Source organism: Frigoribacterium salinisoli (genome assembly GCF_054781095.1).
On sequence record NZ_BAAGVB010000001.1, the window covers coordinates 1,202,300 to 1,214,705 of the forward strand.

Below are 12,406 nucleotides of genomic sequence, written 5' to 3' on the forward strand. Positions count from 1 at the left end.
GACGCTAGCCCACGCGACGATGCCCGGTCACGGTGATCCGTGACCGGGCGTCGGGGACGTGCTGGGGAGGAACGGTCAGCCCCGCCCGAGCATCTTCTGCAGCTGCTCGAGCTCTTCGGGGCTCGGAGCCCCCTTGGCCCCGCCACCGCCCAGGCCGAAGCCCTGACCGCCACCGGCGGGGACGGCGGGCTTGGCACCGGAGGCGAGGGCGGCGTTCTGCGCCGCCCGCTTGGCCGGGTTGCCCGCCTTGGAGCCCTTCTTCTTGGCCGGGGCCTTCTTGCCGCCGTACGAGGCACCGGGGATCGGCCCCATGCCGGGCACCTGCGGCACGCCACCCTTGGCCACGGTCTTCATCATCTTCGAGGCCTGCTCGAAGCGCTGCACGAGCTGGTTCACCTCGGTCACCGTCATGCCGGAGCCCTTGGCGATGCGCAGTCGGCGCGAGCCGTTGAGCAGCTTCGGGGTGGCGCGCTCGGCCGGGGTCATCGACTGGATGATGGCCTCGGTCCGCACGATCTCGCGCTCGTCGAACTGGTCGAGCTGCTCGCGCATGCCCTTGGCCCCGGGCAGCATGCTGAGCATGCCCTTGATCGACCCCATCTTGCGCAGCTGCTGCATCTGCTTGAGGAAGTCGTCGAGGGTGAAGCTGTCGGTGGCGAACTTCTCGGCGACGGCCCGCGCCTCGTCCTCGTCGAAGGCCGCCTGGGCCTGCTCGATGAGGGTGAGGACGTCACCGAGGTCGAGGATCCGGCTCGCCATGCGGTCGGGGTGGAACGGCTCGAAGTCGTCCAGCGACTCGCCCGTCGAGGCGAAGATGATCGGGCGGCCGGTGACCGACGCGACGCTGAGCGCCGCACCGCCCCGGGCGTCGCCGTCGAGCTTGGAGAGCACGACGCCCGTGAAGTCGACGCCGGCCTGGAAGGCCTTGGCGGTCGCGACGGCGTCCTGGCCGATCATGGCGTCGATGACGAAGAGGACCTCGTCGGGGTCGACGGCCTTGCGGATGTTGGCGGCCTGCTTCATGAGGTCGGCGTCGACGCCGAGCCGACCGGCCGTGTCGACGATGACGACGTCGTGCACCTTGTCGCGGGCGTGCTTGAGGGCCTGCTTGGCGACCTTGACCGGGTCGCCGACGCCGTTGCCCGGCTCGGGCGCGAAGACGGGGACCCCGGCCTGCTCGCCGACGACCTGGAGCTGCTGCACGGCGTTGGGGCGCTGCAGGTCGGCCGCGACCAGGATCGGCGTGTGGCCGTCCTTCTTCAGCCACTTGGCGAGCTTGCCGGCGAGCGTCGTCTTGCCGGCGCCCTGCAGGCCCGCGAGCATGATGACCGTCGGCGCCTGCTTCGCGAACCGCAGCCGTCGCTGCTCGCCGCCGAGGATCGCCACGAGCTCCTCGTTGACGATCTGCACGACCTGCTGGGCCGGGTTGAGCGCCTGGTTGACCTCGTCGCCGAGGGCGCGCTCGCGCACGGTCGTCGTGAAGGCCTTGACGACCTCGAAGGCGACGTCGGCGTCGAGCAGGGCGCGACGGATCTCGCGCACGGTGCCGTCGACGTCGGCGGGGCTGAGCTTGCCCTTGTTCCGCAGGTTGCGGAACGTGTCGGTGAGGCGGTCGGAGAGCGTTCCAAAAGTGGCCATGGTGCTGCCATCTTAACCGGTCGGCCGCGCGCTGGCGGCTCCCGCGCCTCCTGACCTCGCCGCAATTGCTGTACGGCGTACAAGAAGTGCGCTACCGTCCTGCCCATGACTCTCCGCCTGGGCCTCGAGGGGCCGCCCCTCGACTACCTCGAGGGCCTCGCGCTCCAGCGTCGCCTGCACGACGACGTCGTGCAGGGACGCCTTCCCTCGGCGCTCGTGCTCTGCCAGCACCCGTCCACGTACACGGCCGGCGCGCTCAGCCGCGCCGACGACCGACCCTCGGACGGCTCCCCCGTCGTGCCCGTCGACCGCGGCGGCCGCCTCACCTGGCACGGTCCCGGCCAGCTCGTCGCCTACCCGATCGTGCGCCTGCCCGAGCCCGTCGACGTGGTCGCCCACGTGCGACGGCTCGAGCGGGCGCTGCTCGTCGCCGCCGCGGCCGTCGGCGTCACGGCCCGCACGGTCGCCGGCCGCAGCGGCGCCTGGGTCGACGGCGCAGGAGGCCCGGCCAAGGTCGCGGCGGTCGGCGTGCGCGTCGCGCAGGGGGTCACGACGCACGGCGTCGCCCTCAACTGCGACACCGGGGACGCCCCTTGGCGCACCATCGTGCCGTGCGGGATCACGGACGCCGGCGTGACCGACCTGACCCGCGCCTCCGGCCGTCCCGTCGGCGTCGGCGACGTCGCCGACGCGCTCGAGGCCGCGCTCGTCGACCTGCTCGACCCCACCCTCGCCGAGCCGGTCGCGGTGCCCGCGTGAGCGCCGCCCCCGAGGGCCGCCGCCTGCTGCGCGTCGAGGCGCGCAACGCGGCGACCCCCATCGAGCAGAAGCCCGCCTGGATCCGCACGACGGCGAAGCAGGGCGCCGAGTACCGCGCCCTCACCGACCTCGTCGCCGACAAGGGGCTGCACACGGTCTGCCAGGAGGCCGGTTGCCCGAACGTCTACGAGTGCTGGGAGGACCGCGAGGCGACGTTCCTCATCGGCGGCGCGCAGTGCACCCGGCGCTGCGACTTCTGCCAGATCGACACGGGTCGCCCGAGCCCCCTCGACCGCCGCGAGCCCCGGTCGGTCGCCGAGTCGGTGCGCACCATGGGCCTGCGCTACGCCACGATCACGGGCGTCGCGCGGGACGACCTCGACGACGGGGGCGCCTGGCTCTACGCCGAGACGATCCGCCAGGTGCACGAGCTCTCGCCGGGCACGGGCGTGGAGATCCTCGTGCCCGACTTCGACGGCCGACCCGAGCGGCTCGGGCAGGTGTTCGACGCGCGACCCGAGGTCTTCGCGCACAACGTCGAGACGGTGCCGCGGATCTTCCGGCGCGTCCGCCCGGCCTTCACGTTCGAGCGCTCGCTCGACGTGCTCGCGCAGGGCCGCGCCGCGGGCCTCGTGACGAAGTCGAACCTGATCCTCGGCATGGGCGAGGAGCGCGACGAGGTGATCGACGCCCTCGAGCGGCTGCACGAGGCGGGCACCGACATCGTCACGCTGACGCAGTACCTCCGCCCGAGCCCGCGCCACCTGCCGGTCGCGCGGTGGGTGCACCCCGACGAGTTCGTCGACCTGCGCGAGATCGCGGAGGACATCGGCTTCAGCGGCGTGCTCGCCGGGCCGCTCGTGCGCTCGTCGTACCGGGCCGGGCGCCTCTGGGCACGGACGATGACGGCCCAGGGCCGCGAGCTGCCGGAGGCGCTGCGCCACCTGGCCGACGCGGCTCCCGGCCGGCAGGCGGTGTAGCCGTCAGCCGATGAGGTTCTGCACGAAGACGTGCGGCGTGAAGCCCGTGAGGTCTCCGATGCCCTCGCCCTGGCCGACGAGCTTGATGGGGATCCCGGTCTGCTCCTGCACGGCGAGGACGAAGCCGCCGCGGGCGGAGCCGTCGAGCTTGGTGAGCACGAGGCCCGTGACGCCCGCGTGCTCGATGAACGCCTGCGCCTGCGCGAGGCCGTTCTGGCCGGTCGTCGCGTCGAGCACGAGCAGCACCTCGGCGATCTCGGTCTGCTTCTCGACGACGCGCTTGATCTTGCCCAGCTCGTCCATGAGCCCGGCCTTGGTCTGCAGCCGCCCGGCGGTGTCGATGAGGACGATCTCGTAGCCCTCGCGCGTGGCCCGCTCGACCGTCTGGAACGCCACCGAGGCAGGGTCCTGCCCGTGCTGCTGAGGGCGCACGACGTCGGCGCCGGCGCGCTGCGCCCAGGTGGCGACCTGCTCGACGGCGGCGGCACGGAACGTGTCGGCGGCCCCGACGAGCACGCTGCGGTCGTAGTTGCGCAGGAACTTGGCGAACTTGCCGATGGTCGTGGTCTTGCCGACGCCGTTGACGCCGACGACCAGCACGACCGCGGGGCGCGCGCTCAGCGTGAGCGTCGGGTCGAGGCGCGACAGGCGCTCCTCGAGGACCTCGCGCAGCATGCGCTGCAGGTCGGCGGGATCGGTGGTCTGGTAGCGCTCGACCCTGGACTGCAGGTCGCCGATCACCTCTTCGGTGATGTCGGGACCGAAGTCGGCGCCGATGAGCGCCGTCTCGAGGTCGTCCCACGTGGTCTCGTCGATGGTGCGCTTGACGAACATGCCGCGCAGGGCGCCGGAGAGGGACCAGGGAGAAGCCATGGGGCCAGCTTATTCGGGACGCGACGTGCACGGTCTGCACCGGCGGTCGTAGACTGACCCGGTTGAAGGGGAGTATTCCTCTCGCGGTGGCGTCGTCAGTACGGAAGAGACCGATCTCGACCCGGTGCCCCGGCCCCGCCCGGCCTCCTGCCCGGGCCCGGCGGAAGAGACCTTCGGTACTCACGCATGCGTACTGAGAGGTACACCACCCATGGACGTCCACTTCCTCACCTGGGCGATCACGATCGCGGGCATCCTCGCCCTCCTCGTGTTCGACTTCTACAGCCACGTGCGCACCCCGCACGAGCCCACGATCCGCGAGTCGGCCTTCTGGTCCGTCGTCTACATCGGCATCGCGATCCTGTTCGGCGTCGGCGTCGGCGTCTTCTCGAACTGGACCTACGGCGGCGAGTACTTCGCCGGCTGGATCACCGAGAAGGCCCTGTCGGTCGACAACCTCTTCGTGTTCCTCATCATCATGACCAGCTTCGCCGTGCCGCGGATCTACCAGCAGAAGGTGCTGCTCGTCGGCATCGCGATCGCCCTCCTGTCGCGCGGCCTGTTCATCGCGCTCGGCGTCGCGATCATCGACAACTTCTCGTGGGTCTTCTACCTCTTCGGCCTGCTGCTGTTCTGGCTCGCCTTCAGCCAGGTGCGCGGCGGACACGACGACGCCGACGAGGGCGACAGCCGGCTCATCCGGATCCTGCGCCGCGTCGTCCCGACCTCGCAGGACTACGACGAGGACCGCCTCACGACGAAGGTCGACGGCAGGCGCCTCTTCACGCCGCTGTTCCTGGTCATGCTCGCCATCGGCCTCACCGACGTGCTCTTCGCGCTCGACTCGATCCCCGCGATCTTCGGGCTCACGCAGGAGGCCTACATCGTCTTCACCGCCAACGCGTTCTCGCTGCTCGGCCTGCGCCAGCTGTACTTCCTCATCTCGGGCCTGCTCGAGCGCCTCGTCTACCTGGCCCAGGGCCTCGCGGTGATCCTCGCCTTCATCGGCGTCAAGCTGCTCTTCCATGCCCTGCACGTCAACGAGGTGCCGTTCATCAACGGCGGGGAGCCGGTCGAGTGGATCCCCGAGATCCCCATCTGGTTCTCGCTCGGCTTCATCCTCCTCACCATCACCGTCGCGACCGTGCTGAGCCTGCGCACGACGAGGCGCGAGGCCCGGAGCGAACCCCTCACGGCCGGCGACGAGCCCGGCCGCGACGGCCACTGACCCCACCCCCACCGAAGGGAGCCGCGCCACGATGCGACTCGAACTGATCCGCCACGGCCAGACCGACTGGAACAGCCAGGACAAGCTGCAGGGGTCGAGCGACATCCCCCTCAACGACCACGGGCGCGAGCAGGCGCACACGGCGGCGGCCCTGCTCGCCGGCGAGGGCGTCGCCTGGGACGCGATCGTGTCGAGCCCCCTCGGCCGGGCCCGCGAGACGGCGCAGATCATCGCGGCCGACCTGGGCATCGAGCTGGGCGAGGCGTACGACGAGCTCATCGAGCGCGACTACGCGTCGCGCGAGGGCACGGTGCCGCGGTCGAAGATCCCCGACCACCCGACGGACGAGTTCCCCGACATCGAGGACCGCGCCGTCGTGGCGGCCCGCGGCACGGGCGCCCTCGAGATGATCCGCGACACGCGCCTGCCCCAGGACGGCCCCGACGGACGCGTGGTCGTCGTCTGCCACGGCACGATCATCCGCTTCACGCTCTCCGAGCTGCTGGGCTACGAGGTCGGCCACATCGAGAACGCCGCGGCCAACACCGTCGAGTGGGACGGCGAGCAGTGGTCCGTGCTCACCGTGAACGGCCAGCAGGTGGAGCAGACCGCGGTCTAGGCGGAACGCTCCTCGTCGGGCGCGACCACGGCCTCCTGGTCGTCGGGCGCGCCCGTCGCCGTCCCGGCGACCTGCCGACGTCGGCGCTCCGCGCGCTCCTCGTCGGAGACGACGCGCTGACCGACGACGGCGCTCACGCCGTCCTGGCGCATCGAGACGCCGTAGAGCGCGTCCGCGATCTCCATCGTGCGCTTCTGGTGGGTCACGACGATGAGCTGACTGGTCTCCCGCAGGTCCTCGAAGACCGTCAGGAGGCGCCCCAGGTTCGCGTCGTCGAGGGCCGCCTCGACCTCGTCCATGATGTAGAACGGGCTCGGCCGGGCCTTGAAGATGGCGATGAGCAGCGCCACCGCGGCGAGCGATCGCTCCCCGCCCGACAGCAGAGACAGGCGCTCGATCTTCTTGCCGGCGGGCTTGACGGTGACCTCGATGCCCGTGCCGAGGAGGTCGTCGGGGTCGGTGAGGTGGATGCTGCCGCTGCCGCCCGGGAAGAGGACCGGGAACACGCGGTCGAAGGCGGCCTTCGTGTCGTCGAAGGCGCTCGCGAAGATCGTCTGCATCTTCTCGTCGATCTCCTCGATGATCGCGAGGAGGTCCTTCCTGGTCTGCGTGAGGTCGGTGAGCTGCTCGGTGAGGAACGCGTGGCGCTGCTCGAGCGCCGAGAACTCCTCGAGCGCGAGCGGGTTGACGCGGCCGAGCTGGGCGAGCGCCTTCTCGGCGCGGGCCAGGCGGGCCTGCTGCTCGGCGCGGTCGTAGGGCCTGGTGGGCACGGCCCGGTCGTCCGAGTCGTCGGGCTCGTCGGAGCCGTCCGCGGCGCCACCGCCCGCGACCGTGCCGAGGGCCGCGTCGTCGGGCACCGGCACCCCGGGGCCGTGCTCGGCGACGAGGACCTCCTCGACGAGGCCCAGCTCGGACGCCGCCCGCTCGAGCAGGCCGGACAGGTGCAGCCGCTGCTCGTAGAGCTCCATCTCGAGCCCGTGCACGCGCTCGGTGACGCCCTGCAGCCGTTCGCGCAGGCCGCGCTCGTCGCGGCGCAGGGCCGCGAGCTCGTCGTTCTGCTCCTTGCGCGCGGCCTCGGCCCGCGCGAGCCGGCCCCGGGCCTCGACGAGCGAGCGCTCCACCGAGTCGAGCACGGGCGGCAGGGCGTCGAGCACCGAGGTGGTCCCCGCCATCTGCCGCCGGCGCAGGACGGCCTGGCGGGCCTGCTCGTCGGCGGCGGCCCGCTCCGCCTCGAGCTGCCGCTGCAGCGACGCCGCGCGCGCGGCCTCGGCGCGGACGCGCTCGCGCACGGTCTCGAGCTGGATGCGGGACTCGACCTCGGCCGTCCGGGCCCCCTCGACCTCGGCGAGCAGCTCGTCGCGGGCCGACGCGTCGAGGACGGGCCGCGGGCGGGAGGCCGCCTCGTCGTGCTCGGCCCGTGCGGCCTCCACGGCGCGCTCCGCCGTCGCGACGGCGTCCTCCGCCGGGCCCAGGGACGCGGCGAGGCGCTCGGCCTCGGCCTCGGCGGCCTCGACGCGGGTCCGGAGGCGCGCCAGCTGCTGGTCGTGCCGGGTCGCCCTGGCCTCGTGGTCGCGCGCCGTCGCCCGCACCTGCCCCGCCTCGGCGCGGCACGCGGCCAGCGCCTCCCGCGCAGCACGCAGCTCGTCCGTCAGGCGTTCGAGGTCCGCCCCCACGGTCGTGAGGCGTTCGGCCGCGGCGTCGCGCTGGGCCACGAGCTCCAGGCGGTTGCGCTCGGCCCCGGAGCCACCGCGCACCACGGCGTCGGCGAGCACCTCGCCCGTGCGGGTGACGACCGTGACCGGCCGGGGCTGGTCGGCCAGGGCCGCGCGGGCGGCGCGGGCGGCCGCGAGGTCGTCGACCACGACGGTGCCGGCGAGCAGCGCGAGGACACCGGGCGGGCCCTGCACGATCGAGGTCGCGGCGACGACGCCGTCGGGCAGCTCGACGTCGAGCGGCACGGAGGCGCGCGCGGGCTCCGCGACGACGACCTCGACGCGGCCCAGGTCGGCCTGCGCCGCGTGCTCGACGGCCGCCACCGCCGCGTCGGGGTCGTCGGCCAGGACGCCCTCGACGACGGAGCCCAGCGCGGCCGCGACGGCGGCCTCGGCTCCGGGGGCCACCTGGACGTGCTCGGCGAGGGGACCGCGCACGCCGGGACGGCCCGCCGCGACGAGGGCCGCTCCCCCGTCGCGCTGGTCGAGGGCGAGCGAGAGCGCGCTCCGGCGCGCGGCGAGGGCGTCGCGCTCGCGCTCGGCGGCGTGGGTGCGGTCCCGGAGGTCGTCGACGCGTCCCTGCGCCGCCAGCACCGCCTCCTCGGCCCGGGCCTGGAGCGCGGTGTGGTCGGTGCCGTCGCCCCCGCCCTCCGGGGCCTCGGCCGCCACGGCGGCGTGCTCGGTCCGAGCCGTGTCGCGGCGGGCCACGGCCGCCTCGAGGGCACCCTCCTGACGCAGGAGGTCGGACCGCGCGGCCGCGAGGCGCGAACGGGCCACGTCGAGCGCGCCCTGCTGCCGCTGCACCTCGAGGTCGTGCCGGGCGACGAGGGCGCTCTGCGCCGCGATCTCCTCGTCGAGCGCGTCGAGCGTGGCGCGGGCCGTGGCCAGGTCGCCACCCGCACGACCGACGGCCTCCTCGGCGGCCCGCACGCCCTCCTGCAGCCTCGCCGCCTCGTCGCGGGCGTCGGCGACCATGCCGCTCGTCACGCTGGGAGCCGCGACGGGTGCCTCGGCCTGCTGGGCGAGCAGCTGCAACCGCTGCTGGGCCAGGCTCGAGAGGCCGCGCAGACGGTCCTGCGCCTGCTCGAGGCCGAACGCGACGCGACGGGCGTCGTCGACGGCGTCGCCGACCATCTCCTGCTCGAGCCGTCGCTCGCGCAGCTTCGCCCGGTCGAGCTGCTCCTGGAGGGCGGCGCGCTCGGCCTGGCGGCCGGCCTCGTCCTGCGACCGCTCGGCGATCGACGCGCGCAGCTGCACGACGTCGTCGGCGAGCAGGCGCGCCTTGGCGTCGCGCACGACGGCGGCGATGGTCTGCGCCTCGCGGGCGATCGCGGCCTGGCGCCCGAGCGGCTTGAGCTGCCGGCGCACCTCGCCGGCGAGGTCGCTAAGGCGGGTGAGGTTCGCCTGCATGGCGTCGAGCTTGCGGAGCGTGCGCTCCTTGCGCCGGCGGTGCTTGAGGATCCCCGCCGCCTCCTCCACGAACCCGCGGCGGTCCTCGGGCGTCGCGCGCAGCACGGCGTCCAGCTGACCCTGCCCGACGATGACGTGCATCTCGCGGCCGAGGCCGGAGTCGCTCAGCAGCTCCTGCACGTCGAGCAGGCGACAGCCCTCGCCGTTGATCGCGTACTCGCTGCCCCCGTTGCGGAACAGCGTGCGGCTGATCGTCACCTCGGCGTACTCGATGGGCAGCGCCCCGTCGGCGTTGTCGATCGTGAGCACGACCTGCGCACGCCCGAGCGGCCCCCGCGTGGAGGTGCCGGCGAAGATGACGTCGGCCATGGAACCGCCGCGGAGGTTCTTCGCCCCCTGCTCCCCCATCACCCAGGCGAGCGCGTCGACGACGTTGCTCTTGCCCGATCCGTTGGGGCCGACGACGCAGGTCACGCCCGGCTCGAAGGCGAAGGTGGTGGGCGAGGCGAACGACTTGAAGCCCTTGAGCGTGAGGCTCTTCAGGTACATGCGCCGAGCCTCCTGCCGGGTCGGATGGGTGCGGACGGGTGCGGGGGCGCGCCGGGCCGCCCCTGGTCAGGGTATCGGCGCGCCGCCCGCCGACCAGGTCACCGCGCGGTGCCGCCCACGCGCTGGCACCGCGGGCACCAGTGGCTCGAGCGGTTCATGAAGGCACCGCGTTCGATCGGGGTGCCGCAGCGCGGGCAGGGCCGCCCCTGCTGCCCGTAGGCGGCGAGGCTGTGCGCGAAGTACCCGGCCTGGCCGTTCACGTTGACGTACTGCGCGTCGAAGCTCGTCCCGCCCTCGCCGAGCGCCCGCAGCAGCACGGCGCGCACCTCTGCCAGCAGCAGGCGCGCCCGCCGCGCCGAGAGCGCCTCGGTGGGCTGCTCGGGGTGCACGCGCGCCGCCCACAGCGACTCGTCGGCGTAGATGTTGCCGACCCCGCTCAGGAGGCCCTGGTCGAGCAGCGCGCGCTTGACGCCGGTGCGCCGCGCGAGCAGGCGCTGCACGAACCGACCGTCGTCGAAGGCGGGGTCGAGCGGGTCGCGGGCGATGTGCGCGACCTGGGTGGGGAGGCGACGCACCCAGTCCGCGGCGTCGGCGTCGGTGCCCGTGGGGTCGCCGTCGGTGCCCGGCGCGCCGAGCAGGCCCCGGCCCGCGTGGCCCGCAGGCCGGCCGTCGGGCGTCGGCTGCGTCGCGTCGAGGGCCATCGAGCCGAAGATGCGCTGGTCGACGAAGGCCAGCCGGACGGGGCCGAGGGCGGGGCTCTCGACGTCGAGGCGGATGCGCAGGAGGCGGTCGTCGGGGGCGTCGCGACCGCGCAGCAGCACCTGGCCGCTCATGCCGAGGTGCGCGACCAGCGCGACCGGGTGATCGTGCGGCGCGGCCGGCTCGAACGGCAGCCAGAGGAACTTGCCCCGACGGACGGCCGCGTCGAAGGTGCCGCCCACGAGCCGGTCGACGAAGTCGGCGGCGGGGCCGTCGTGCCGCTTGAGCGAGCGCTCGTCGAGCACGTCGACGGCCGTGACCGTCGCGCCCGCGACGGCGGGGCGGAGGCCGGCGCGGACGACCTCGACCTCGGGCAGCTCCGGCACGTCAGCGGCGCGCCGAGAGCACGGTCCACGCCTCGAGCGCGGCGGCCATCTCGGCGTGCTTCTTGCTGGTGCCCGTGCCTCCGGCGACCTCGTCGTCGGAGAGGACCACGACGGCGTGGAACCGCTTGTCGTGGTCGGGCCCCGTGTCGGTGACCCGGTACGCGGGCGCACCGAGCCCCAGGCGCGCCGCCAGTTCTTGCAGGCTCGTCTTCGGGTCCATCGCCGCCCCGAAGCGCTCGGGGTCGCCGAGCAGCGGGGCGACGAGGCGCAGCACGAGCGCCGTCGCCTGGTCGGGACCGACGGAGAGGTAGGTCGCCCCGATGATCGCCTCGACCGTGTCGGCGAGGATCGACGGCTTGTCGCGGCCGCCCGTGAGCTCCTCGCCCCGACCGAGCCGCAGGTGCCCGCCGAGGCCGATGAGGCGCGCGACCTCGGCGAGGGCGACCGTGCTCACGAGGCTCGCGCGCCGCTTGGCCAGCTCGCCCTCGTCGAGGTCGGGGTGGCTGCGGAACAGCTCGACCGTGACGGCCTGCCCGAGCACGGAGTCCCCGAGGAACTCGAGGCGCTCGTTGTCGGGGGTGCCCCCGTGCTCGTAGGCGTACGAGCGGTGGGTGAGCGCGAGGTCGAGGATGTCGTCGTCGAGCGAGACGCCGAGCCGGGAGACGAGATCAGCCCGGCCGGAGCGTCGCTCGGGCACGGGCTGATCAGGAGTGCTCATGGTGTCAGACGTCGGCGACCTTGCGGCCCTTGTACTCCATGTACAGGGGGGTGCCGGCGCTGTCCTCGACGACCTTCGCGCGGTGCGGGAGGCTGTAGGTGACCTTGCCGTTCTCGACGGTCTTCACCAGCTGCACGGGAGTGGCCTTCCACTGCGAGCGGCGGGCGTGCGTGTTCGCGCGTGACTGCTTCCTCTTGGGAACGGCCATGGCTATCTCTTCTCTGTCTCGGCGCCCTCAGGGGCACCTGGGTCGTCGTCACCGGCGGGCACGTCGGTGTCAGGTGATGCGGTGGAGGCCGCTGAGTCCGTCCCGGCCTGGAACCCTGCGAGGGCCGACCAGCGGGGGTCGATCTGCACACGGGGCTGGCGGTCGGGGACGTCCTCCAGACGCTCCCCCGTCTCGGGGTCGAGTCCGGGGCAGTCTGGTCGACACACCGGCTGGAAGGGCAGTGACAGGACCACTGCATCTCTGACCACCGGTTCAAGATCCACGTGATCGTCTTGAACCTGGTAGTCGAAGGCTTCGTCAGCAGAGTACGCGAAAAGTTCGGCGAGGTCGACCTCGACGGCCTGCTCGATCGGCCGCAGGCACCGCGAGCACTCGCCGACGGCCGTCGCCTCGACGTGCGCCGAGGCGAGGATGCCGTCGTGCAGCCCCTCGAGCCGGAGGTCGATGTCGAGCTCGGCGCCCTCGGGCACGGAGAGGAGGCCCTCGCCCAGCTTCGACGGCACCGTGACCCGGAGCTGGTGCTCGCGCATCTCGCCGGCACGGTGCACGAGGTCGTGGACCGTGACGGTGTACGGGGTCTTGCTGATGTGAGGCACGAGGGGAGAG

At 73.3% G+C, this 12,406-nt stretch carries 11 protein-coding genes; 4 read left to right on the forward strand and 7 right to left on the reverse strand.

Annotated elements, in window-relative coordinates:
* Window positions 1-75 precede the first annotated feature (75 nt).
* On the reverse strand, window positions 76-1,638 hold the full coding sequence (gene ffh, locus ACYVHQ_RS05660) for a signal recognition particle protein (protein WP_460511163.1): 1,563 nt from the start codon (window positions 1,636-1,638) through the stop codon (window positions 76-78).
* 105 nt (window positions 1,639-1,743) lie between these two features.
* Here ffh and lipB point away from each other — a divergent pair, with 105 nt between their 5' ends.
* Together lipB and lipA are read left to right on the forward strand one after the other, a co-directional pair.
* A complete protein-coding gene (gene lipB / locus ACYVHQ_RS05665) occupies window positions 1,744-2,397 on the forward strand; it encodes a lipoyl(octanoyl) transferase LipB (RefSeq protein ID WP_460511164.1) in 654 nt (217 codons plus the stop codon).
* Window positions 2,394-3,377, forward strand: coding sequence for a lipoyl synthase (lipA, locus tag ACYVHQ_RS05670; RefSeq protein ID WP_460511165.1), 984 nt, complete (start codon window positions 2,394-2,396; stop codon window positions 3,375-3,377). The genes lipB and lipA overlap by 4 nt, the downstream gene beginning before the upstream one ends.
* Window positions 3,378-3,380: 3 nt before the next feature.
* Here the strand turns inward: lipA and ftsY are convergent, their stop codons facing one another.
* Entirely contained in the window at window positions 3,381-4,250 is an 870-nt protein-coding gene (gene ftsY, locus ACYVHQ_RS05675) for a signal recognition particle-docking protein FtsY (protein ID WP_460511166.1), read from the reverse strand.
* A 211-nt stretch (window positions 4,251-4,461) separates the two neighbouring features.
* Between ftsY and ACYVHQ_RS05680 the strand changes: the two genes are divergently transcribed.
* Window positions 4,462-5,478 carry a TerC family protein gene (locus ACYVHQ_RS05680; RefSeq protein ID WP_460511167.1) on the forward strand — a complete coding sequence of 339 codons (1,017 nt, stop codon included), beginning with the start codon at window positions 4,462-4,464 and terminating at the stop codon, window positions 5,476-5,478.
* 31 nt (window positions 5,479-5,509) lie between these two features.
* A complete protein-coding gene (locus ACYVHQ_RS05685; RefSeq protein WP_460511168.1) occupies window positions 5,510-6,097 on the forward strand; it encodes a histidine phosphatase family protein in 588 nt (195 codons plus the stop codon).
* Here the strand turns inward: ACYVHQ_RS05685 and smc are convergent.
* The 5 genes from smc to ACYVHQ_RS05710 form a co-directional block, all read right to left on the reverse strand.
* Window positions 6,094-9,768, reverse strand: a complete 3,675-nt coding sequence (smc, locus tag ACYVHQ_RS05690) for a chromosome segregation protein SMC (protein ID WP_460511169.1) — start codon at window positions 9,766-9,768, stop codon at window positions 6,094-6,096. The two genes, ACYVHQ_RS05685 and smc, sit on opposite strands and share 4 nt — an antisense overlap.
* A gap of 98 nt (window positions 9,769-9,866) precedes the next feature.
* Window positions 9,867-10,853 carry an Fpg/Nei family DNA glycosylase gene (locus ACYVHQ_RS05695; RefSeq protein WP_460511171.1) on the reverse strand — a complete coding sequence of 329 codons (987 nt, stop codon included), beginning with the start codon at window positions 10,851-10,853 and terminating at the stop codon, window positions 9,867-9,869.
* A 1-nt stretch (window position 10,854) separates the two neighbouring features.
* Window positions 10,855-11,571 (reverse strand): ribonuclease III, encoded by a 717-nt coding sequence (rnc, locus tag ACYVHQ_RS05700; protein WP_460511173.1) that lies wholly within the window; start codon window positions 11,569-11,571, stop codon window positions 10,855-10,857.
* 4 nt (window positions 11,572-11,575) lie between these two features.
* Window positions 11,576-11,779 (reverse strand): 50S ribosomal protein L32, encoded by a 204-nt coding sequence (gene rpmF, locus ACYVHQ_RS05705; RefSeq protein WP_349938672.1) that lies wholly within the window; start codon window positions 11,777-11,779, stop codon window positions 11,576-11,578.
* 2 nt (window positions 11,780-11,781) lie between these two features.
* Complete coding sequence (locus ACYVHQ_RS05710; RefSeq protein WP_460511175.1) at window positions 11,782-12,396, reverse strand: YceD family protein; 615 nt, start codon at window positions 12,394-12,396, stop codon at window positions 11,782-11,784.
* Between the last annotated feature and the right edge of the window lie 10 nt (window positions 12,397-12,406).

Coding starts and splice junctions, on each gene's coding strand:
- ACYVHQ_RS05685 (WP_460511168.1), top strand. CDS start 5,510: ATGCGACTCGAACTGATCCGCCACGGCCAGACCGACTGGAACAGCCAG.
- ffh (WP_460511163.1), bottom strand. CDS start 1,638: ATGGCCACTTTTGGAACGCTCTCCGACCGCCTCACCGACACGTTCCGC.
- rnc (WP_460511173.1), bottom strand. CDS start 11,571: ATGAGCACTCCTGATCAGCCCGTGCCCGAGCGACGCTCCGGCCGGGCT.
- lipB (WP_460511164.1), top strand. CDS start 1,744: ATGACTCTCCGCCTGGGCCTCGAGGGGCCGCCCCTCGACTACCTCGAG.
- smc (WP_460511169.1), bottom strand. CDS start 9,768: ATGTACCTGAAGAGCCTCACGCTCAAGGGCTTCAAGTCGTTCGCCTCG.
- ACYVHQ_RS05680 (WP_460511167.1), top strand. CDS start 4,462: ATGGACGTCCACTTCCTCACCTGGGCGATCACGATCGCGGGCATCCTC.
- ftsY (WP_460511166.1), bottom strand. CDS start 4,250: ATGGCTTCTCCCTGGTCCCTCTCCGGCGCCCTGCGCGGCATGTTCGTC.
- rpmF (WP_349938672.1), bottom strand. CDS start 11,779: ATGGCCGTTCCCAAGAGGAAGCAGTCACGCGCGAACACGCACGCCCGC.